This is a genomic window from Luteibacter sp. P4_E6 (genome assembly GCF_056401535.1).
In genome coordinates this window covers 1-21,611 of record NZ_JBFUJE010000024.1, presented here as the reverse complement: position 1 = coordinate 21,611, position 21,611 = coordinate 1, and the positions used below count along the sequence as shown (strand labels likewise).

Annotated in this window: 17 protein-coding genes and 1 riboswitch; of the genes, 9 read left to right on the top strand and 8 right to left on the bottom strand. The window is 65.3% G+C overall.

Annotated features, from left to right (window positions below; translation table 11 throughout):
* Positions 1 to 216: 216 nt before the first annotated feature.
* The 3 genes from AC1DT2_RS03390 to metX are packed head-to-tail and all read right to left on the bottom strand — an operon-like array spanning position 217 to position 3,515.
* Positions 217 to 1,284, bottom strand: a complete 1,068-nt coding sequence (locus AC1DT2_RS03390; protein WP_477294305.1) for a homoserine dehydrogenase family protein — start codon at positions 1,282 to 1,284, stop codon at positions 217 to 219.
* Positions 1,281 to 2,474 carry a cystathionine gamma-synthase gene (gene metB / locus AC1DT2_RS03385; protein ID WP_477294303.1) on the bottom strand — a complete coding sequence of 398 codons (1,194 nt, stop codon included), beginning with the start codon at positions 2,472 to 2,474 and terminating at the stop codon, positions 1,281 to 1,283. Before metB ends, AC1DT2_RS03390 begins: the two co-directional genes overlap by 4 nt.
* A gap of 3 nt (positions 2,475 to 2,477) precedes the next feature.
* A complete protein-coding gene (gene metX, locus AC1DT2_RS03380) occupies positions 2,478 to 3,515 on the bottom strand; it encodes a homoserine O-succinyltransferase MetX (RefSeq protein ID WP_477294301.1) in 1,038 nt (345 codons plus the stop codon).
* 94 nt (positions 3,516 to 3,609) lie between these two features.
* A riboswitch (SAM riboswitch) is annotated at positions 3,610 to 3,723 on the bottom strand.
* A gap of 239 nt (positions 3,724 to 3,962) precedes the next feature.
* Here metX and AC1DT2_RS03375 point away from each other — a divergent pair.
* Positions 3,963 to 4,979, top strand: coding sequence for a cysteine synthase A (locus AC1DT2_RS03375; RefSeq protein ID WP_477294299.1), 1,017 nt, complete (start codon positions 3,963 to 3,965; stop codon positions 4,977 to 4,979).
* A gap of 216 nt (positions 4,980 to 5,195) precedes the next feature.
* A complete protein-coding gene (locus AC1DT2_RS03370) occupies positions 5,196 to 6,797 on the top strand; it encodes a peptide chain release factor 3 (RefSeq protein ID WP_063574099.1) in 1,602 nt (533 codons plus the stop codon).
* Between the two features lie 104 nt (positions 6,798 to 6,901).
* On the opposite strand, the gene AC1DT2_RS03365 is transcribed toward AC1DT2_RS03370, so the two are convergent.
* Entirely contained in the window at positions 6,902 to 8,563 is a 1,662-nt protein-coding gene (locus AC1DT2_RS03365; protein WP_213948657.1) for an FAD-dependent oxidoreductase, read from the bottom strand.
* Between the two features lie 133 nt (positions 8,564 to 8,696).
* Between AC1DT2_RS03365 and AC1DT2_RS03360 the strand changes: the two genes are divergently transcribed.
* The 5 genes from AC1DT2_RS03360 to AC1DT2_RS03340 all read left to right on the top strand — a co-directional run bounded on the left by AC1DT2_RS03360 (position 8,697) and on the right by AC1DT2_RS03340 (position 15,723).
* Positions 8,697 to 9,602: a lysostaphin resistance A-like protein gene (locus tag AC1DT2_RS03360; RefSeq protein WP_477294296.1), complete on the top strand. Its 906-nt coding sequence runs from the start codon at positions 8,697 to 8,699 to the stop codon at positions 9,600 to 9,602.
* 74 nt (positions 9,603 to 9,676) lie between these two features.
* Complete coding sequence (locus AC1DT2_RS03355) at positions 9,677 to 13,330, top strand: response regulator (protein ID WP_477294294.1); 3,654 nt, start codon at positions 9,677 to 9,679, stop codon at positions 13,328 to 13,330.
* 1 nt (position 13,331) lies between these two features.
* On the top strand, positions 13,332 to 14,171 hold the full coding sequence (locus AC1DT2_RS03350) for a CheR family methyltransferase (protein ID WP_477294292.1): 840 nt from the start codon (positions 13,332 to 13,334) through the stop codon (positions 14,169 to 14,171).
* Positions 14,168 to 14,737 carry a chemotaxis protein CheB gene (locus tag AC1DT2_RS03345; protein WP_477294290.1) on the top strand — a complete coding sequence of 190 codons (570 nt, stop codon included), beginning with the start codon at positions 14,168 to 14,170 and terminating at the stop codon, positions 14,735 to 14,737. The genes AC1DT2_RS03350 and AC1DT2_RS03345 overlap by 4 nt, the downstream gene beginning before the upstream one ends.
* Complete coding sequence (locus tag AC1DT2_RS03340) at positions 14,734 to 15,723, top strand: diguanylate cyclase domain-containing protein (RefSeq protein ID WP_477294288.1); 990 nt, start codon at positions 14,734 to 14,736, stop codon at positions 15,721 to 15,723. Before AC1DT2_RS03345 ends, AC1DT2_RS03340 begins: the two co-directional genes overlap by 4 nt.
* A 1-nt stretch (position 15,724) precedes the next feature.
* On the opposite strand, the gene AC1DT2_RS03335 is transcribed toward AC1DT2_RS03340, so the two are convergent.
* The gene (locus AC1DT2_RS03335) at positions 15,725 to 16,600 is read right to left on the bottom strand and encodes a LysR substrate-binding domain-containing protein (RefSeq protein ID WP_477294286.1); all 876 of its coding nucleotides are present in this window, start codon (positions 16,598 to 16,600) and stop codon (positions 15,725 to 15,727) included.
* A 90-nt stretch (positions 16,601 to 16,690) separates the two neighbouring features.
* Between AC1DT2_RS03335 and AC1DT2_RS03330 the strand changes: the two genes are divergently transcribed.
* A complete protein-coding gene (locus tag AC1DT2_RS03330) occupies positions 16,691 to 17,704 on the top strand; it encodes a YeiH family protein (RefSeq protein WP_477294284.1) in 1,014 nt (337 codons plus the stop codon).
* 512 nt (positions 17,705 to 18,216) lie between these two features.
* On the opposite strand, the gene AC1DT2_RS03325 is transcribed toward AC1DT2_RS03330, so the two are convergent.
* Together AC1DT2_RS03325 and AC1DT2_RS03320 are read right to left on the bottom strand one after the other, a co-directional pair.
* Complete coding sequence (locus AC1DT2_RS03325; protein ID WP_477294282.1) at positions 18,217 to 19,620, bottom strand: aspartate aminotransferase family protein; 1,404 nt, start codon at positions 19,618 to 19,620, stop codon at positions 18,217 to 18,219.
* Positions 19,617 to 20,330 carry an MtnX-like HAD-IB family phosphatase gene (locus tag AC1DT2_RS03320; protein ID WP_477294307.1) on the bottom strand — a complete coding sequence of 238 codons (714 nt, stop codon included), beginning with the start codon at positions 20,328 to 20,330 and terminating at the stop codon, positions 19,617 to 19,619. The genes AC1DT2_RS03325 and AC1DT2_RS03320 overlap by 4 nt, the downstream gene beginning before the upstream one ends.
* A 135-nt stretch (positions 20,331 to 20,465) precedes the next feature.
* Here AC1DT2_RS03320 and AC1DT2_RS03315 point away from each other — a divergent pair, with 135 nt between their 5' ends.
* Positions 20,466 to 21,230 carry a MipA/OmpV family protein gene (locus AC1DT2_RS03315; protein WP_063573391.1) on the top strand — a complete coding sequence of 255 codons (765 nt, stop codon included), beginning with the start codon at positions 20,466 to 20,468 and terminating at the stop codon, positions 21,228 to 21,230.
* A gap of 14 nt (positions 21,231 to 21,244) precedes the next feature.
* Here the strand turns inward: AC1DT2_RS03315 and AC1DT2_RS03310 are convergent.
* On the bottom strand, positions 21,245 to 21,611 hold a 367-nt coding region (locus AC1DT2_RS03310; protein WP_477294279.1), incomplete at its 5' end, for a lysostaphin resistance A-like protein.

The window sequence follows — 21,611 nt, the reverse complement described above, 5'->3', positions numbered from 1 at the left end:
GAGATCCGCAGGGCATCGTGCGGCTATAAAAAAGGGGCGCTTGAGAGCGCCCCGGAGAGATCCTAGTAGGTGGACCGGCCACCGGTCAGATCTCGCAATGAAATCTACTCTTGCATGGGGTGTCTTGCAAGGTCATCGCGAGCTTCGGCGGCAAAGCTGACGTAAACGCGCGGTCTCGACTGACACGCACTCCGCATACATGGAAGGTCCGAATCACTACAAGGCGAGCACATCTCCCAGCAACGCCTGCGCCGTGATCTCTGGACCGGCGCCCGGCCCCTGAATAACCAGCGGCGTGGCGTGGTAGCGCGTGGTGGTGAGCGCGAACTGATTGTCCGTGCCTGACAGGCGCGATGCGGGATGCTCGGGACCGACTTCGAACAAACCGACGCGGGCACGACCGCGTTGATTCAGGCGTGCGAGATAGCGCAGCACCTTGCCATTCGCCTTGGCAACCGCCTGGCGCTGACGTAGCGGCTCGTCCAGCTCTTCGAGGCGATCGAGGAACGTTTTCGTGTCGAGCGTGCGAAGCGCTTCGGGTACGAGGCTTTCGATTTCCACTTCCTCGCTACCCAACGAGAAGCCTGCGTTGCGCGCGATGATCAGAAGCTTGCGCGCCACGTCTTCGCCCGAAAGATCGGAGCGCGGATCCGGCTCGGTGAAACCGAGGCGACGCGCATCCCGAAGCAAGGCGGAGAACGGACGACTACCGTCGTACTGGTTGAACAGCCACGAGAGCGAGCCAGAGAAGACACCTTCCAGCGTGAGCAGGCTGTCACCGCATTGGCGCAGGCGACGCAGGGTCGACAACACTGGCAGCCCAGCTCCGACCGTAGCGGCGTCGCCATACACGCTGCCATTCGCCGCGGCGGCCTGGAGGGCACGCCATCCCGACAACTGGCCGCCGGCGAGCGCCTTGTTCGCGGTGACGACGTGATATCCCGCCGCCAGCCACTCAGCGTGACGGCTGGCTTCGATGGTGCAGGCCGTGGCATCGATCACCACCTTGCGCGCTGCGCCGCTTTGGTCGAGCGCGGCAAGGAGCGGTGCATTCTCGCGCCCGTCCCTGCCCTTGCTCAGCCGCTCGGCCACTTCGGCGGGAACGACRCCGTCCGCCAGCACGTGCTGGCGACGCGAATTCGCCGCGCCGACCAATCGCAGGGAGCGTGCCGCCGGCGTGGCCAACAAGGTGAGCAAGGCTCTCCCGACGACACCGGTGCCAAGTAGCACGACGGCTGTTCGCGGAGGCACCGCGACGATAGGCGACGCGACCACCGCGCTCATGCGCCGACCTTGCGTTTCGAGGTGACCGAAGCGACCGCGGCGGCGCGGGCAAGCGCGGCATCGAGGTCGGTCAGCAGGTCGTCACCGTCTTCGATGCCGACCGACAAACGCAGGAGACTGTCCGAAATGCCCGCAACGACGCGAGCTTCGGGCGCCATGGACGCATGCGTCATGGTGGCCGGATGAGCGACGAGGCTTTCCACACCGCCCAGTGATTCTGCCAACGAGAAGTAACGCAGACCGTCGACGAAGGCTTCGATCGCATCGTTGCCGCCGGCAATCTCAAAGCTCAACATCGCGCCGAAACCCTTCTGCTGCCGCTGCGCCAAGGCATGACCCGGGTGCGAAGTCAGGCCTGGGTAATACACACGCGACACGGCATCGTGAGCGTCGAGGCGCGCGGCAATACGATGGGCGTTCTCTTCGTGTGCACGCAGGCGAACCGCGAGGGTACGGACGCCGCGCAGCGTCAGGAAGCTGTCGAACGGCGAGCCGGTTAGCCCGTTGCAATTGCCCCACCACTTCAGCTGTTCGGCGACCGCCTGGTCCGCCGCGATGACGGCGCCGCCAACCACGTCGCTATGACCGTTGATGTACTTCGTGGTCGAGTGCACGACGATGTCGGCACCGAGCTTGAGTGGTTGCTGTAAGGCAGGCGAGAGGAAGGTGTTGTCGACAACGACGAGTGCGCCCACCGCGTGCGCCGCCTGCGACACGTGGCGCACGTCGGTGATCCGCAGCAGCGGGTTCGACGGCGTCTCGATCCAGACCAGCGCCGGCTTCGAAGCGAGGCCGTCGGCGAGCGCGGTCGGGTCGGTGAAGTCGACGAAGCGGACGCTGAAGCGGCCCTTCTTCGCCCAGGCATCGAGCAGGCGCCACGTACCGCCATAGCAATCGTGCGCAGCAAGGACCAGCGCGCCGGCGGGAACCAGTTCGAGTGCGAGTGCCACGGCGGACATGCCGCTGCCGGTGACGACGGCGCCCGCACCTTCCTCGAGTTCGGTCAATGCTTCGCCGAGCAGGTCGCGCGTCGGGTTACCGCTGCGCGAATAGTCGTAAGCGCGCTTGCGGCCGAAGCCCTCGAAGGCGTAGTTGGTGGAAAGGTGCAAGGGCGGCACGACAGCGCCGTGCTGCGTATCGGATTCGATGCCGGCGCGCACGGCGCGGGTACAAAGACGGGAATCGGTCATGACTTAGTGGTCTCCGCGACAGTCGTTGAGTGCGTGACGCAGCACGGGAGCGAGCTGCACGGTTTCTTTCAGGAAGGCGTCGTGGCCGTAAGGCGATTCCACGACTTCGAGGGTGGCGGTGCCGGCAAGACGGCGCTGCAGTTCGCACAGGTCCGCCAATGGCACGAGACGATCGGAAGGAAAGCCGACCAGAGTCGTGGGTGCCGCGACGCGTTCCGGCGCGACATCGTGCAGATCGATCGACTCGGACAGCGCAAGGAAACGCTCCGCCTCGAAACGCTCGACGAAGCGGCGGCCGGCGTGCTCGAGGTAATCCTCCACCGGAAAGTGGAAGCGACCATCACGCAGTTCCGGCCCGGCGGCAAAACGGCGGGAGAACTCTTCGCTACCCCGATAGGTCGTCATGGCGAGCTGACGTGCGAGGGCGAGTGCTTCGTCGGTACGGCCGGACTCCACGCCGAGGCGGACGATGCTGCGCTGGATCGAACGCTGCGCCGTGGACAGCGGGTGCGGACGGTGGGCGCCGGCCAGAAGGATGAGCGACTTCAGCTTATCCGGATGGTTCGCCGCGAACGCGAGGCCGGTCATCGCACCGTAGGAGGAACCCACGAACGCGTGCACGCGACCGATGCCGAGCTCGTCCACGAGAACCGCAAGCGCGGCGGCCTGGTCTTCGCTCGACACCGATTCGGCGCCACCGAGATCGGCAGGTACCAGCCAGTCGATCGCCAGCACGCGGTAATGATCGAGGTCGACGGCGGCGCCGCGACCGACCAGTTCCTGCCACCAGCCGGTGGACCGCTCGCGACCGGTGCATACATCGCGGTCGGCCGAGATGCCGCCCTGCACGATGATCGTCGGTGCATGCGGCGCGCCGCACCAGAGGTAGTGGACGTCCACCTCGACAGCGTCGCTGCCGTACTTCGGCGTGAACGACACCCGGCGAGTACCACGCTGCTCGGTGAGATCGGCCGCACTGCGCGGCGCGGGGCAAACGACCGCTTCGGGGAGGGAGATCACGGTGAGGGGCTCTGCTGACATGTCCGGGTTCCTGCGTTCGGGATCGAGCCCCGCGGGGAACCGGCAGTCGGAGGTGCCTCTTTAGCGGATGCGCAAACGCCTGCCCGCCAAGGACATCCCATCTATCGGCTGACGTGAAGACACGCCCCGCAGGAGTTGGCACCGTCGCGGAAATCCGCAGGTTGCCCCGGCTTCAAAGGGCCTGTCCCTCAGCCGGTCTCGATGAGTGAAACCGAAGATACGCCCGGATCAGAACACTGTCAACAGCCGTTTAGACGTCCAGATGTCTAGAAGTCCTTGTGTCCGGATATGTGCATATCGGTGAATGCTTGCGGGAAAGCCCTTGTAGGAGCCGATTCATCGGCGAACAGGCATGTCTACGTAGCCAGGTCTGTTCGCCGATGAATCGGCTCCTACAGAGAGAGCGCCGGCGGCCACGAGGGTCCACGAAGGCGTTAGCATGGGCCCATGACCACCCATGCCAGCTTCGCCGCCGCCATCGGCAATACGCCCCTCCTTCGGCTCCGCCACGCCTCGGAGGCGACCGGCTGCGAGATCCTCGCCAAAGCCGAGTTCCTGAACCCGGGCGGCTCCGTGAAGGACCGCACGGCGCTCGGCCTGCTGGACGATGCCGAGCGACAGGGCCTGCTGGTGCCGGGCGCCACACTGGTCGAGGGAACGGCCGGAAACACCGGTATCGGACTGGCCCTCCTGGGCGCGAGCCGCGGGTACCGCACCCTCGTCGTCATGCCCGACACTCAGAGCAGGGAGAAGATCGACGCGCTCCACGTCGCCGGCGCCCAGGTGCGCCTGGTGCCCGTGGTTCCGTTCACGGATCCCGGCCACTACGCCCGGACCGCCCGCCGACTGGCCGAGGAGATGAACGCCGCGACCCCTGGCAGCGCCTGGTTCGCCAACCAGTTCGACAACACCGCCAATCGCGACTGGCACGAGGCCCACACCGGCCGGGAGATCTGGGAGCAGACCGGCGGACGGATCGACGGCTTCGTCTGTGCGGCGGGCACCGGGGGCACCATCGCCGGTGTCGGCCGGGCCCTGAAGAGCCGCCGCCCCGATATCCGCATCGCCCTTGCCGACCCCGCCGGCTCGATCTTCGCCCGCTACGTCCAGACGGGCGAGCTGATGGGCGAAGGAACCTCGATCAGCGAAGGCATCGGCAACAGCCGTATCACCGCCAATTTCGAGGGCGCGCCGATCGACCTCGCCTGGTCGATCCCTGACGATGAGTCGGTCCCCCTGCTTCACGACCTGCTCCACCGCGAGGGCTACTGCGTGGGCGGCTCCAGCGGCGTGAACGTGGCCGGCGCCATCCGCCTGGCCCGCGAGCTCGGCCCGGGCCACACCATCGTCACGGTCCTCTGCGACGGCGGCATGCGTTACCAGGGCAAGCTGTTCAACCCGACGTTCCTGCGCAGCAAGGGCATCCCGGTGCCGGGTTGGCTGGATGTGGCCTTTCCGGGCTAACGAACGGCCTTTCCGAGGTGGCCGCAAATCCCTGTAGGAGCCGATTCATCGGCGATTGGGTGCTCGCCTCATCCTGGGTCCTCGCCTCATCCCGGCCCGCTGCCGCGGGATCCCCGATGCATCGGCTCCTACATAGAGCCTCGCCGCCGAGGCGGCTCGCGCAGGTCAATTCGCTGATAGAATAAGCGGTTAGCCTATCGATCCCGGCCTGAAAACATGTCCTCACACCTCACCGAAACCCGCCGTCGGCGCAGCTTCGCCATCGTCAGTCACCCTGACGCGGGAAAAACGACGCTCACCGAAAAGCTGCTGCTGTTCGGCGGCGCGATCCAGATGGCCGGCTCCGTGAAGAGCCGCAAGGCCGCGCGCCACGCCACCTCGGACTGGATGGCGCTGGAAAAGGAACGCGGCATCTCGGTGACCTCGTCGGTCATGCAGTTCCCGTACGACGACGCCATCGTGAACCTGCTCGACACCCCGGGCCACGCGGACTTCTCCGAAGATACCTATCGCGTGCTGACCGCGGTCGACTCGGCGCTGATGGTGATCGACTGCGCCAAGGGCGTCGAGGAGCGGACCATCAAGCTGATGGAAGTCTGCCGCCTGCGCGACACGCCGATCATGACCTTCATCAACAAGCTCGATCGCGAGGGCCGCTCGCCGATCGAACTGCTCGACGAAGTCGAATCGGTGCTCGGCATCGCCTGTGCGCCACTCACCTGGCCGATCGGCATGGGTTCGCGCCTGAAGGGCGTGTATCACGTGCTGCTCGACGAAGTGCATGTGTTCGAGCCGGGCAAGAACGCCACGCGACAGGAGTCGACCATCTTCAAGGGACTCGACCACCCGGGACTCGCCGAACGCATCGGTCAGTCCGCGCTGGACGAGCTACGCGAAGAACTCGAACTGGTGATCGGCGCCTCGAATCCGTTCGACATCGAAGCCTATCTTGCTGGCAAGCAGACACCGGTTTTCTTCGGTTCGGCCGTGAACAACTTCGGCGTGCAGCTGCTGCTCGACTTCTTCGTCGAACACGCGCCGTCGCCACGCCCGCGCGACACGCTCACGCGCGAAGTAAAGCCCGACGAAGAGAAGCTCACCGGCTTCGTCTTCAAGATCCAGGCCAACATGGATCCGGCGCACCGCGACCGCGTCGCCTTCATGCGCGTGTGCTCGGGCACGTACACCGCCGGCATGAAGATGCAGCAGACCCGCACCGGCAAGGAGGTCCGCATCGCCAACGCACTCACCTTCATGGCCTCCGACCGCGAAATCGTGGAGCGCGCCTACCCGGGTGATGTCATCGGCCTGCACAACCACGGAAGCATCACCATCGGTGACACGTTCACCGAAGGCGAAGCACTCTCGTTCACCGGCATCCCTAACTTCGCGCCGGAGCTTTTCCGTCGCGCGCGCCTGCGCGATCCGATGAAGATGAAGGCGCTGCAGAAGGGTCTCGCACAGCTCTCCGAAGAAGGGGCCACGCAGTTCTTCCGTCCGCTGATGTCGAACGACCTCATCCTCGGCGCGGTCGGCGTCCTCCAGTTCGATGTCGTCGCGTACCGCCTGAAAGACGAATACAACGTGGACTCCGCGTTCGAACAGGTCGGCGTCTCCACCGCGCGGTGGATTCATTGCGACGACCCCAAGAAGCTCGAGGAATTCCGGGAAAAGAATGCTGGCAACCTGGCCATCGACGGCGCGGGCGAACTGGTCTATCTCGCACCGACGCGCGTGAACCTGCAGCTCGCCCAGGAACGCTGGCCCACGGTGCGCTTCGCCGCCACGCGCGAACACGCCGCCTCGGTCGACGTGTAACAACGAAACTGTAGGAGCCGATTCGTCGGCGATCCCGCGATAGCGGGCAAGGGTAGCGCGAGCACCCAATCGCCGCTGAAGCCGCTCCTACAAAGAGCTGGCGGTTACAAGGGTGCGGGGTTGAGGAAGCGATGGATCGCTTGCACGACCACCGAACCTTCGCCCACGCCCGAAGCGACACGCTTCACGGAACCGGAGCGGACGTCGCCAACAGCGAAGACGCCGCGCAGCGTCGTCGCATACGGCGAAGGCGTGGCATAGCCGTCCGCATCGCGACCGGTGAGCACGAAGCCCTTCTTGTCGAGATCCAGGCAACCCTGCAACCAGGCGGTGTTCGGTTCGGCTCCGATCATCACGAACAGGGCACCGATCTTCTTGCGCTCCTGCGTGCCATCGACTTCGCACGCCCAGCCAACCTCGCGCAGATACGTGTCGCCGTCGAGGTGGTCGATCTGGCAGTGCGCGTGCAGGGTGATTCGTGGCGACTGCAGGATGCGCTGCACGAGATAGTCGGACATGGTCGCCGCCAGCCCGTTGCCTCGGACGAGGATATGAACGTGCGCGACGGTGCGTGCCAGGAACATGGCGGCCTGGCCCGCACTGTTCCCCCCACCGACCACGGCAACCTCCTCGCCCGCGCATAACTGCGCCTCCATGGCGGTCGCCGCATAGTGGATGCCCTGCCCTTCGAAACGCTCGTAGTCGACATGCTCGAGCTTCCGATAACGAGCGCCGGTGGCGATGACGATGGAACGGGCCGAGGCGACGCTGCCGTCGTCGAGGCTGAGCCGGTAGGGGTGCCGACCGCAGTCCACGCTTTCCACCGAGCGTGCAATGGCCATGTGCGCGCCGAACTTCATCGCCTGGACCTGCGCTCGGCCGGACAGTGCCTGGCCCGAGATGCCGGTAGGAAATCCAAGGTAGTTTTCGATCTTCGAACTGGTGCCCGCCTGCCCGCCCGGTGCGAGCGCCTCGATGACCAGGGTATCCAGGCCCTCCGAAGCCGCGTAGACCGCCGCGGCCAGCCCAGCCGGACCGGCGCCGACCACGACCACGTCATGCACGTGATCCTTGTCCAGCTCGATGCTGATGCCGAGGTCGTCCGCGAGCGCGCCATTGGTCGGACAGCGCAGCACGCGCCGGTCCGGCATGATCACCACTGGGCATTCACTGGGATCGAGTCCGAATCCGTCGAGCAGGTGCCTGGCGTCCTCGTCGATGTCCGTGTCGAGCAGTCGGTAGGGGTAACCGTTGCGGATGAGGAAGCTGCGCAGGCGCGCGGTGTCCGCGGCGTGGGCCGAGCCGGCCAGGATGACACCGCCCTGGCCACTCTGGATGAGCCCCACGCGACGCAGGATGAAGGCGCGCATGATGATTTCGCCGATATCCGGCTCACCGGAGACCAGCTTGCGGAAGGCGCCGGGATTCATGCGCACCAGGCGAGTCTCAGCCGCCGTCCGGCCATTGACCATGATCTTGCGTTCGCTGAAGAGATCCACCTCGCCCGTGAACTGGTTGGGACCATGCACCACGAAGACGTTCGGCGTGCCGTCCTCGGCCGTGTCGTAGACCTCGATGCTGCCCTCGATGACGAAGAAATAATCGACGCGGCGTTCGCCCCGGCGGAACAGCATGGTGCCGGCGGGCACGACCTCCTCGACGCCGTACTTCACCAGCCGTGCGGACATTTCCTCGTTGAGGTGAGGAAACGTCTGCTCACGCCGGTTCATCGGACTCGACGGATCGTTTTCGGACGGTATGGCCATCGTGCAATTCCAGTGGGTATCGGGCGCGACAGCCCGCGGCTGCCACGTTAGCGGACGTACCGCCGGCCTTCTTGTATCGGAGCACCATCATGCCTGCGTAGACTGCGGCCGCAAGCCCCACGTCGAGACATCCATGTTCGCCGCCGAGACCGCCGTCACACCATCGGGCCGCCTGGCCCACCTGCTCCGATCCCCGCCGGGCAGGCTCATCGTCTTCTTCACGTTGCTGAAGACGTTCCAATGGATCGGGCGCCCTGTGTGGAGTGCACTCGGGTTGCCGCCCGGCTTCGTCGCTTTTCGCGATACCACGCTGCTGATGGAGGCCCTGCGGCTGTGGCCGTTCATGCTGGCGTACGGGTTGCTGGCAAAGGTGGTGGAGCGACGCAGGCTCGACGAACTCGCGCCCGGCAAGGCGGTCCCCCACCTGCTCATGGGACTTCTCGGCGGTGCGCTCTGCTTCTCCCTGGTCGTCGCCGCGCTATGGGCCTTGGGCGCCTTCGTCGTCGTCGGCCTGAACCACGATGTCGACTGGGTCGGGCCCATCCTCGTCATGGGCGCAGGCGCGGGTATCGGCGAAGAGATCGTCAGTCGCGGCGTGCTCTTCCGCATCATCGAGGAAGGCCTAGGCACCTGGGCGGCTCTGCTGATTTCAGCCGCCGTGTTCGGCGGCCTGCACCTGTGGAACCCCAACGCGACCCCGTGGAGTGCCCTGGCCATCGCACTCGAGGCCGGCCTGCTTTTCGGTCTGCTCTACCACGTGACCCGGTCGCTCTGGGTCTGCATGGGCGCCCATGCCGCCTGGAACGTGGCCCAGGGGCCGTTCTACGGTATCCCTGTCTCGGGTTTCGAACAGCGCGGCCTGCTCGCCTCTCACATGCAGGGGCCCACCTGGCTCACGGGAGGCGCATTCGGCGCCGAAGCGTCCATCGTCGCCCTGTGCATCTGTTCGATCGTAACCTCCGTATGTCTTGCCGTGGCGGTCCGCCGCGGCAGCCTGGTGCCGCCGCCGTGGCGAAGGCCTGGCCCTCAACCCGGCTGAGCAAAGGCCGTTAAAGTGCAGAACGCCACGGAACGATGGCATTGTTACTTCCTGAACCCCCAATCGGTCACCGCATGTCCTCCAACGAAAAGAAGCGTAGCTGGCTCGCCGACCAACCCCTGCAGCGAAAGATCGTCATCGCCATCGGCGCCCTGCTGGCCCTTTTCGTGGCGGCCTGCGTCGCCAACCTCGCTTCCCTCTGGCGGGAAAACGACACCCGGGACTGGTCCAGGCATACCTACGTAGTGCTGATCACCCTGGCCGACGTGAACGACGGCGCCCAGTCGCGCCAGGTCGCGGCCCGCGGCTACCTGCTCAACCAGTCCGATGCCGAGTATTCCGACTTCGAGACCGCCGACCGCGATCTCATAAAGAGCATGGCCACGCTGCGCCAGCTGACCGCCGACAATCCATTGCAGCAGTCCCGCATCGACCGACTGCAGGACATGCTCGACCGCTGGAAGGTCGAGGTGACCAAGTACGCCCTCGAGCCCACCCGCGCCATCGGTAACGCCGCCACGCCCGAAGGCGCCCTGGCCCGCGAGTCGATCCGCCACGACTACCTCGGCCATCGCACCGTCCTGATGACCGACGTGCGCAAGCTGATCGATGAGATGTCGGCCACGGAACGCGTGCTGCTCGACAAACGTAACGGCGCGCTGGACGACGTGCTCACCGCGACCAAGTACATCGACATCCTCTCGCTGCTGGCCTGCCTGGCCTTCGGCCTTTTCGTGATCGGGATGACCTTCCGCCTGATCACCCGGCCGATCGTCCGCATGACGGAACTGATGTCGCGCCTTGCCGCGCACGACCACGGCATCGAAGTGCGCCAGCTCACCCGCCGCGACGAAATCGGCGAGATCGCACGCGCCTTGCAGGTGTTCAAGGAGATGGCGATCGAGACGGCCGGACAGACCTGGCTGAAGTCCACGGTGACCGCGATCTCCAACAAGCTGCAGGCCACCACCACATACCGTGAGTTCGCCGACGTGCTGGTGACTGAACTGGTGCCGGTGATGAAGGCCGGACTGGGCGTTTTCTACCTGTTCCGCGAAGACACCGCACGCCTCGAACGGTTTGGAACCTATGGTTTCAAGGAACGCCGCCACGTCACCGCCGACTACGGGCTGGGCGAGGGCCTGGTCGGGCAGGCGGCCGTCGAGCGGCGCACGATCGTGCTGCAGGATGTTCCCGACGACTACACCCGCATCCATTCGGGCACGGGCGAAGGTGCGCCCCGCAGTATCGTGGTGCTGCCGGTCAGCTCGCGCGACGGCCTGCTCGGTGTCGTCGAGATCGGCAGCTTCGCGCACCTCACCCCGCTCGAAGGTCGCCTGCTCGAAGAGCTCATGCCGATCGTCGCGCTTTCGCTGGAAAACCTCGGTCTCGCCCTCAGCACGCACGCGCTGCTCGAGCAGACCCAGTGCCAGGCCGACGAGCTGCGTGCCTCAGAGGAGGCCTTGCGTAGCCAGCAGGAAGACCTGCGCTCGACCAACGAGGAACTGAAGACCAAGACCACCGAGCTGCAGGAACAGTCGCAGCGACTGGTCGCGTCCGAAGAAGAACTGCGTGTACAGACCGAGGAACTGCACGCCTCGAACGAAGAACTGCGCGAGAAGAGCGTCACCCTCAACGAACAGAAAGACGCTCTGGAAGCACTCCAGAAGGACACCCAGGACAAGGCCGAGGAACTGGCCCGCGCCAGCCAGTACAAGTCCGAGTTCCTCGCCAACATGTCGCAYGAGCTGCGCACRCCGCTCAACAGCCTGCTGATCCTCTCGCGTAGCCTGGCCGACAACGACGAGGAGAACCTCTCCGGTGAACAGGTCGAGTCGGCGCGAATCATCCATGACGCCGGTTCCAATCTGCTACGGCTGATCAACGACATCCTCGACCTTTCCAAGGTCGAGGCCGGCAAGATGGAACTGGTGGTCGACGCCTTCCCGCTTGCCGACCTGGCAAGGACCCTGGCCCGCACGTTCAACCACGTGGCCCAGGAAAAGAAGCTGGCGTTCAGCGTGGAGGTGGCGTCGGGACTACCCGCCAGCATCCGCACGGACGGCGCCAAGCTCGAGCAGATCGCCAACAACCTGCTCAGCAACGCGTTCAAGTTCACCGCCGCCGGCACGGTCGGCCTGCATGTCTCGCGTCCGGCGGCAGGAGCCGACCTGCCGTCCGGCCTGGTTCCGGCCACGACGATCGCCATCACGGTGAGCGATACCGGCATCGGTATTCCCGCCGACAAGATGCAGCGTGTGTTCCATGCGTTCGAGCAGGTCGACGCCAGCACCAGCCGCCAGTACGGCGGCACGGGGTTGGGCCTGGCCATCTCCCGTCGCATCGCGATGCTCCTGGGTGGCGACATCGTCCTGGCCAGCGAGCCGGGTCACGGCAGCACGTTTACCGTCTATCTGCCCGAAGACGCCCCCGACACGGGCCGTACGGCGGACGCCGTTCCGCTCCAGCAGGCCGCTGCCGAAGCGACCCTGCCGCTCTCACCCGGCCTGCTCGCCGACACCATCGCCGACGATCGCCTGTCGATCAGTCCCGGCGACACCGTCATCCTCGTGGTCGAGGACGATCCCGCCTTCGCCCGGATCCTTGCCGACATGGTCCATCGCAAGGGTCATCGCGTCCTGGCCGCCGGCGACGGCGAGTCCGGGCTCGCGCTTGCGAAGCGCTATCGCCCCACAGGCATCCTGCTGGACGTGATGCTTCCCGGCATGGATGGCTGGACGGTTATCGAGCGCCTGAAGAACGATGGCGCCACCCGACACATTCCCGTGCACTTCATTTCGGCAACCGACGATGCCACGCGCGGGCTCGAACTCGGCGCCGTCGGCTTCCTCACCAAGCCGGTCAGCCGCGAATCGATCGCGAGCGCCTTCGACCGCATGCTGCACTTCGCCGAGGGGCGCACCCGCCACCTGCTCGTGATTGACGACGACGCCAGCGCGCGCACGGCCGTACGCACCCTGCTCAAGGACGACTCGGTCGTGATCGAGGAAGCCGGCTCGGCCGAGGAAGCCCTCGAGAAGACGACGCATACCGCCTTCGATTGCATCGTGCTCGACCTCGGCCTTCCCGGCATGTCCGGCATCGAGTTCCTCGAACATCTCGCGCGCGGCGGACATACGCCACCGGTCGTCGTTTATTCGGGCCGCGACCTCAGCCGCGAAGAGAGCATGAAGATCCGCCAGTACACAGACAGCATCGTGGTGAAGGGCGCGCGTTCGCCGGACCGCCTGCTCGACGAGGTCAGCCTGTTCCTGCATTCGATCCGCCACGGCGGCGGTGCGCGCGACGAAGCCACGACGGCGGCGGGAGGCGTGGACGAGGCCAGCCTGCGCGGTCGCCGGCTGCTGCTTGTCGATGACGACATGCGGAATCTTTTCGCTTTGTCGAAGGTGCTGCGTGCCAAGGGCATCGACGTGGTCATGGCCCMGGATGGGCAGAAGGCACTCGATACGATCGACACCGACAAGGGCATCGAGCTGGTCCTCATGGACATCATGATGCCAGTGATGGATGGCTACGACACCATGCGCGCCATCCGTGCACGACCCGACGTCGCGCAGGTGCCGATCATCGCGCTCACGGCCAAGGCCATGCGCGGTGACCGCGAAAAATGCCTCGACGCCGGCGCCAACGATTACCTGTCCAAGCCGATCGATGTCGACCGCCTGCTGTCGATGATCCGCGTGTGGCTGCCGACCAGGAGCTGAGGTGGACGTCGAAGACATCGAGATCCAGCTCTTCGTGCGCGCCATGCAACTGCGCCACGGCTACGACTTCAGCGAGTATGCGCCTGCCTCGCTGAAACGCCGCGTGCAGCAGCTGGTGCGCACGCACGACACATCTTCGATCAGTGGGCTCAACAGCCGGCTGTTGCACGAGGAGGGGTTCGTCGCTCGTGTCATCGAGGGCCTGTCCGTTCCGGTCTCGGAGATGTTCCGCGACCCGCCGGTGTTCCGTGCGCTGCGTGACAAGGTGTTTCCCGTACTCGCGTCGTATCCGGAGATCAACATCTGGCAGGCTGGCTGCGCACACGGGCAGGAGGTCTACTCGCTGGCCATTCTTCTTGAGGAAGCCGGGTTGTACGAGCGCTCGCGAATCTATGCCACGGACTTCAATGACACGGCGCTGGCCATCGCGGCAGACGGCATCTACGCCACGCGCGAGGCCCGCGACTGGTCGCGCAACTACATCGAAGCTGGCGGAAGCCATTCGTTGAGCGATTACTACAGCGCGCGCTACGACTTCATCAAGCTCGACCAGCGGCTCCGTCGCAACGTCACGTTCTTCAACCACAACCTGGTGACCGACGAAGTGTTCTGCGAAGCGCACCTCATTCTGTGCCGGAACGTGCTCATCTATTTCACGAATACCTTGCAGGACCGCACGCTCGGCCTGTTCCGCGACAGCCTGGTGCGCGGCGGTTTCCTCTGCCTGGGCACCCGCGAGAACATCGACTTCTCACCCGCCGCCGCGGGCTTCGGCGACGTGGACCACGCGCTGCGTATCTACCAGGTCGGCGGTCCCGGTGCGAGGGCGCTGAGCCGATGAAGAAACGACAGGCCATCGTGATCGGCTGCAGCGCCGGAGGCCTCACCGCCTTGCAATGCGTGTTGCCCGGCCTCGACGCGCGGCTGGGCGTGCCCATCATCATCTGCTGTCATACCGGTTCGGCTGACGTGACCATTCTGGTCGATCTGCTTGACCGCCATGCCAGCCTGCCCGTGGTCGAGGCCAGCGAGAGGGCCCCCGCCGACCCCGGCGTGATTCATGTGGCGCCGAGCGGTTACCACCTGATGGTGGAACCGAACTTTCATTTCTCGCTCAGCGTCGATGCCAAGGTCGCCTACGCGCGGCCGTCCATCGACGTCCTTTTCGAAACGGCCGCGGACGCCTGGCACGATGGCCTGATCGCCGTCCTGCTGACCGGCGCCAACTCCGATGGCGCCCAGGGACTGGTCGCCGTACGTCGTGCCGGTGGCTTTGCCCTCGTGCAGGATCCCCTCACTGCGGAAGCGGATGTCATGCCCCTCGCGGGCCTGGAGGCGGCAGGCGCCGATGCGTGCCTGCCCCTCGATGCCATCGCGGCCAAGCTCAACGAACTGTGCCTTCCATGAATACGAATCGTCCCAAGATCCTCGTCGTCGACGACACCCCGGCCAACCTCGTCGCCATGCGACGGCTTCTCGCCCGCGCGGATGCCGATATCTACGAAGCCGCCAGCGGCAATGACGCGCTCGCCTTGTGCCTGGACCACCAGTTCGCGCTCGTCCTGCTGGACGTGAACATGCCGGAGATGGACGGCTTCGAGGTGGCCCAGTTCATCTCCGAGAGCGACCACCTCAGCGAGACGCCCATCATCTTCGTCAYCGCAGCCTACGCGGATGACATCAACCGCATCAAGGGCTATACGGCGGGCGCGGTCGATTACATCGCCAAGCCAATCAACGATGTCATTCTGCAATCGAAGGTGAAGATCTTCCTCGAGCTCTATCGTGCCCGCGCACTGCTGCAGCAGGCGCTGGACGAGCTGTCGCTGCGCAACCAGCAACTCACCACCGAGGTGGCCGAGCGCACCCGCATGGAGCAACTGGTTCGCCACCAGGCAACCCACGATGCCTTGACCGGCCTGCCCAACCGCATTCTTTTTCGTGAGCGACTGGAGCATGCCATTGTCGCGGGCGACGCGGACGGCGGTTCCTTCGCGCTTGCGTACATCGACATCGACGGCTTCAAAGGCGTCAACGACGCCCATGGGCACGCGGCTGGCGATGCCCTGCTGAAGGCGATCTCGGGTCGACTCGACGGCCGCACGCGCGAGTCGGATACCGTCGCGCGCCTGGGTGGCGACGAGTTCGCCGTCCTTCTCAATGACGCTGCTGATGCGCAGGCGGCGCTGGCGCGCTGCCAGACGCTTTGCGATGCGATCGCCGAACCGTACACGCTCGAGGTCAGCGGGTCGCGCCTGGGCGTCACTATCGGTGCGAGCATCGGCGTGACCCTGTTCCTCCCCGGCGACGCCTACGACCGCATCGTCGTCGCCGCCGATTCGGCGATGTACGACGCCAAGCGATCCGGCAAGAACCGTTGCGTGCTTGGCTGAGTCAGAGACCGGCCAGGAACGCTTCCAGGACAGCCCCCCGGTAGCGCTGCCGATGCAACAGGATCGACAGCGTCCGCTTCAGGTCGAGGAACGGGGTCGGCAGGACCACCAGCCGCTCCATCGTCACCGCGTCCGCAATCGCCACCTCGGGCAGGCAGGCGATACCGAGGCCGGCGATCACCGCTTGCTTGATCGCCTCGGACTGGTCGAGCTCGAGCACGACCTTCCCTGCGGGCAACGCCGCCAGTGCCTGCTCGCTGAGGGCACGCGTCGCGGACCCGCGCTCTCGTAGTACCCAGCGCTCGCCCGCGAAGTGCTCGCGCTTCAGGCGGGCCTTTCCAGCGAGCGGATGATCGGGACGGGCGCAAACGACGAGCCGGTCCTCACGCCAGGGACGCGATTCGATCGCCGGGTGATTGACCGGCCCCTCGACGCAGCCGATGTCGAAATCGTGATCGAGCACCCCCTGCGCGATGCGTGCGGTGTTGGCGACACCCAGCCGCAGTGCGACGCCAGGATGCCCGCTCGCGAACGCGCCGAGCAGGTCGCCGACCAGGTAATTGCCTACCGTATTGCTCGCACCGATCCCGATTTCGCCGGTGAGCTCCGCCACCGAACCCTCGGCACGGCGGCCGAACTCGGCATGGCGTTCGATCAGCTCGCGCGCCAGCGGCAGAAGTTCGCGGCCGCGGTCGTTCAGTCGAAGGCGCCCACGCTCGCGCGCAAACAGCGGTAAACCGATCTGCCGTTCCATCTCGGCAAGCGCCATGCTCGCCGCGGGCTGACTCAGGAACAGGCGCTCGCTGGCGGCCCGCACACTGCCCGTCGTGGCAATGGCGACGAAGACCTCGAGCTGGCGCGGACTGATCGCATGCATAAGTAATGCTTATACACCCGATCAGGCATTTTCAATATTCTTATCCACGGCGGCGCCTGACAATGGCTCATCGCCCAAAGGATCGACCCCGTGTCCGCTGTCGCCCTGCCTCCCCAATCCTCACCCCGGCTGCCCGGCATCCTGCTCGCCTTATCGGTGGCAGCCGTGGCCTTCGGTCTCGGCCGGCTCATGCCCCTCATCGGCGGTGCCGTCTGCGGCATCGTGCTGGGCATCCTGGTGCGCCATTTCGCGCCACCGGAAGAACGCTTCCAGCCGGGCATTCGCTTCGCCTCGAAACAGGTGCTGCAGTGGTCCATCATCGCCCTCGGCTTCGGACTCAGCCTGACCCAGGTGGCCCACACGGGCATGGAGTCGCTCTCGGTGACCCTGGCCACGGTGGCCGCCGCCGGCCTGGCCGCGTGGATCCTGGGCCGCGTGCTCGGCGTGCACGACAAGCTGAAGCTGCTGATCGGCGTGGGTACTGCCATCTGCGGCGGCTCGGCTATCGCCGCGATCGTCCCGATCATCAAGCCTGACGAGCACGACACCGCGTTCGCCATCTCGACGATCTTCCTGTTCAATCTCGTCGCGGTGCTGCTCTTCCCGGCCCTTGGCCACTGGATGGGCCTTTCCGACCTAGGCTTCGGTCTCTGGGCGGGCACGGCGATCAACGACACCTCGTCGGTGGTCGCGGCCGGTTACAGCTACAGCCACGCCGCCGGGGACTTCGCGACGATCGTGAAGCTGACGCGCGCCACGCTGATCATTCCTATCAGCCTCGGCATCGCCCTCATCGTCGCCTGGCGCGAGAAGCGCAGCGGGGCGACCGACTTCAGCCTGGCGAAGATCTTTCCCTGGTTCATCCTCTGGTTTCTCGTGGCTTCGGGCATCCGCACCACCGGCCTCGTTCCCGAAGTCGCCCTGCCGGTGATTCACTTCATTGCGGAGTGCCTGATCATTGTCGCGCTGACGGCCATTGGCCTGTCGGCGGACCTGAGGCGGATGGCGTCGACGGGACCGCGGCCGATTCTGCTCGGGCTAGGCGTGTGGGCCGCGGTGGCGGTGACGAGTCTGCTTGTGCAGCATGTGATCGGGCGCTGGTAGAACGCCGCTTCGCGCCTTCGCCGAAGGCGTCGCCTCTCTCGGCGCTATCAACTCACGCCGCCGCGGGCGTGGACGCCGCGGCGGGCGTGGACGTGGCGGCGCAGACGCAAGGAAGGTGTTCGGCCACCGGTTACCCGCAACGGCTTCCGCATCGACCTGGTGTTGCGGGAACAGCCGGGGCCGACGACGGCACCACGCACCGGCTCTCCTTTAGCTCAACCGTATCGTCGTGAGAGACCTTGGTGTCCACCCTCGAGGCGAGTTCCGCACAAGTGGAGCGGCCGTAGGCCAATAAGAACAGGGGCCGCGGAGCGGCCTTTCCTTCTCGAACGCGGAGGACGTGTCTGAGCCGCGAGGGTGGGCACCAAGGTCTCCCCGCGAGACGCCCAAGTGTAGAGAGCGACGGCGAATCCGAGCGCCCGGCCCCCGGTAATCCGCGATGAACCGAAAAAAGCCCGGCCGTGCATCCGGACCGGGCAAAGTCACTTATGCCATCGCTAGGCTGTCGGGGATCAGCCCCGCTTGGCCAGCGTCAACAGCTGGTCGAGCAACGCGATGGCCAGGTCGATTTCGTCGTGAGAGATGTCGAGCGACGGGGCGAACGTAATCACATTCTTGTACCAGCCGCCCACATCGAGCACGAGACCGATCTTCTTGCCGTTGTGGGTGAGACCGCCGGCAAGACCGATGTCGACCATGCGGTCGAGCAGCGCCTTGTTCGGCGTAAAGCCGTCGTCCGTGCAGATCTCGGCGCGCAGCGCGAGGCCGAGGCCATCCACGTCACCGATTTCCTTGTGGCGCTTCTGCAGGTCGCGCAGGCCGTCGAGGAAGTGCTTGCCCTTCTCGGCCACGCGCGTGCCGTAGTCGAGCTCGTAGCCCATCTTGATCACTTCCAGGCCCAGCGCGGTGCCGAGCGGGTTGGAATTGAACGTGGAGTGGGTGGAGCCCGGCGGGAAGATCTCCGGATTGATCAGCTCTTCGCGTGCCCAGATACCCGACAGCGGATTGAGACCGTTGGTCAGCGCCTTGCCGAACACCAGCACGTCGGGGTTCACACCGAAATGCTCGATCGACCACAGCTTGCCGGTGCGCCAGAAACCCATCTGGATCTCGTCGACCACCATGAGGATGCCGTACTTGTCGAGCACCTTCTTCAAATCGATAAAGAAGTTCTTCGGCGGGATCACGTAGCCGCCGGTGCCCTGGATCGGCTCGACGTAGAACGCGGCGTATTCGGCCTCACCGACCTTGGGATCCCACACGCCGTTGTATTCGGTTTCGAACAGGCGCGCGAACTGGGCGACGCAGGCGTCGGAATACTCTTCCGGCGTCATGCCCTTCGGGCGACGGAACGGATACGGGAACGGAATGAACTGCGCGCGCTCGCCGAAGTGGCCGAAGCGACGACGGTAGCGGTAGCTCGACGTGATGGACGAAGCGCCGAGCGTACGACCGTGGTAGCCGCCTTCGAAGGCGAACATCAGGCTCTTGCCGCCGCGTGCGTTGCGCACGATCTTCAGCGAATCTTCCACCGCCTGCGCGCCACCGACATTGAAGTGGCAACGGCCGTCGAGACCGAACTTCTGCTTGGCGTCGACTGCGATGGTCTTGGCGAGCTCGATCTTGCCCTGGTGCAGGTACTGGCTGGCAACCTGCGGCAGCAGGTCGATCTGCGCCTTCAGGGTGTCGTTCAGGCGCTTGTTGCCGTAACCGAAGTTCACGGCGGAGTACCACATCTGCAGGTCGAGGAAAGGGATGTTCTCGCTGTCGTAGATGTAGCTGCCTTCGGCGTGACGGAAGATCTTCGGCGGATCGACGTAATGAACGGTGTCGCCGAAGGAACAATACTTCGCCTCGTCGGCGAGCAGGGTCGCGTCGTCGATGACGACCTGGGGGGTCTTGGAGAGGATGGTCATGCGGAGATTTCCTGGACGTTCGTCGCGGTATTGGGCATTACGGTCTGCGGCAGCAGGGTGCCGTCGATCAGGGCGGGAAGCAGTTCGATGGCTTCGTCGAAGCTGGCAATCGGCACGTAGGGGATGCCGGCGGCACGGCAGTGCTCGATGAGGCGGTTCTTGGCGAAAACGAAGTCCACGCGATCGGCGGCGCAGAAGTCGGACGCGCCGTCGCCGATCAGCAGGGTCTTGCCACCGCGTGCCTTGGCCACTTCGGCGCGGGCGCACTTGCAGGTGCCGCTGCGGCAACCGGCCACGCTGTACGGCGAGGTGAGGTTCCACGCGCGCGCATCGGTCTGGTCGAGGTGATTGGCCACGGTCGGCAGGCTGTCGATGCCATGGTGGGCAAGGATGGCGTGGATCGCGTGATCGAGACCGTCGCTGACGATCTCCATGGGGATGCCGTACTCGATCGTCGCCTTCACGAAACCGGCGAAACCGTGATCGATGTGAAGGCTGGCGAGATGACGGTCCAGCTCGGCGCGGCTCATGTCGAGCAGGGCGACCTGACCGGCCATGCAAACCGCCGAACCGATGACGCCGGCGCGCCAGTCGCGCTCCAGGATTTCCCATCCCGGACGGCCGAAACGGTCCAGTAATGAGTCGATGACGTCCTCGACGGCAATCGTGCCGTCAAAGTCGCAGAGGATGTTCCAGTCAGGTGAGCTCAGCACAACGTAAGCAGCCGGTTTTCAGGATGCTGCGCAGGCTACGTGGACTGCCTTTCCGATCCCTTTCCCGTGATGAAAGCGTGACATAAGGCGCCTGTGGCATGCTTCTCGTTATCCCCATCCCGGCTCTTGCGCATGCGTCGTTCGAGTTTTGCCGCCCTGTCCCTGTTGATAGCCTGCACGATCGCCCATGCCGCAGACGATGACGCGCCCACCTATGCCTTTGGTGCTGGCGTGCAACGCCTTCCCGCGTGGCAGGGCGCGAAGGATCGCCGCAACCAGGGCATTCCCTATGTCGACATCGAAATCCCCGGCGTGGGCGAGCTTTCCACCTCCGATGGCCTCAAGCTCGATCTTATCCACGGCGAGCACTGGCATGGCGGCATTTACGGCAGTTGGCTCTGGGGACGCACGCGCGACGACCTGGGCCAGCTCGGCGGCAAGGTCCCCTCGCTGTCGCCGCGCTTCCAGGGAGGTGGTTACCTCGAATACGCCTTCACGAAGAAGTTCAGCGTTGGTAGCCACATCGCCCACGACACTGATGGCGCTGGCGCATACGCGGCGATCTACGCCGACTACCAACTGCCGGACGTCTGGTACATCCAGCATTCGCTCGAGTTGCAGGTGCAAGGCATGAACGGACCGGCCATGCGCCGCTTCTTCGGCGTGACGCCGAGCGAGGCCGACGACCTCGGTACGCGTGCATGGCAGCCTGGCGCCGGCGGGCAGTCGGCGGATATCGAGTACGACGCCTTCATTCCCACGTCGCAGCAAACCGGCTTCGCGCTGGCCGTGAGCTACGGCAAGCTATTTGGCGATGCCGCCTCCAGTCCGCTCGTCAGTCGCTTCGGTTCGACCCGTCAGGTGACCGAGACCCTGGCATTCGTTTATCACTTCTGAGCCGTCCCTTCAGTTCAGGCCAGGTCGGCGTCGAGCCCGTCGCGTTCGAGCTGCGTAGGGATAGCGAACAGCACGCCCATGATGACCAGGTGCGCCGCGGCGGAAAGAAAGGGCGCCCACGTTGTCGACACGACATCATGCGGCAGGATGTCCCCCATCAGTACGTTGGCCAGGTTCCAGCCCCAGTGCAGGCCAACAGCCAGCCACAGCGAGCCGGTGCGCACCACCGACGTCGCATACGCGAGGCCGAAGCAGAACAGTGTCGCCCACTCCGAGGGCCCCTGCCCCAGCCGGTAGAGGTGGTCGAGGACATAGAGCACGCTGGAGGCGAGGACGAACATCCACGGCTGCCAGCGGATCCGCGCGGCGCGATACAGAAAC

What these genes read in the sequence shown, in the direction of transcription:
- metB (WP_477294303.1), bottom strand. Translation starts at nt 2,474, where the DNA reads ATGACCGATTCCCGTCTTTGTACCCGCGCCGTGCGCGCCGGCATCGAA.
- metX (WP_477294301.1), bottom strand. Translation starts at nt 3,515, where the DNA reads ATGTCAGCAGAGCCCCTCACCGTGATCTCCCTCCCCGAAGCGGTCGTT.
- AC1DT2_RS03375 (WP_477294299.1), top strand. Translation starts at nt 3,963, where the DNA reads ATGACCACCCATGCCAGCTTCGCCGCCGCCATCGGCAATACGCCCCTC.
- AC1DT2_RS03370 (WP_063574099.1), top strand. Translation starts at nt 5,196, where the DNA reads ATGTCCTCACACCTCACCGAAACCCGCCGTCGGCGCAGCTTCGCCATC.
- AC1DT2_RS03365 (WP_213948657.1), bottom strand. Translation starts at nt 8,563, where the DNA reads ATGGCCATACCGTCCGAAAACGATCCGTCGAGTCCGATGAACCGGCGT.
- AC1DT2_RS03360 (WP_477294296.1), top strand. Translation starts at nt 8,697, where the DNA reads ATGTTCGCCGCCGAGACCGCCGTCACACCATCGGGCCGCCTGGCCCAC.
- AC1DT2_RS03345 (WP_477294290.1), top strand. Translation starts at nt 14,168, where the DNA reads ATGAAGAAACGACAGGCCATCGTGATCGGCTGCAGCGCCGGAGGCCTC.
- AC1DT2_RS03335 (WP_477294286.1), bottom strand. Translation starts at nt 16,600, where the DNA reads ATGCATGCGATCAGTCCGCGCCAGCTCGAGGTCTTCGTCGCCATTGCC.
- AC1DT2_RS03325 (WP_477294282.1), bottom strand. Translation starts at nt 19,620, where the DNA reads ATGACCATCCTCTCCAAGACCCCCCAGGTCGTCATCGACGACGCGACC.
- AC1DT2_RS03315 (WP_063573391.1), top strand. Translation starts at nt 20,466, where the DNA reads ATGCGTCGTTCGAGTTTTGCCGCCCTGTCCCTGTTGATAGCCTGCACG.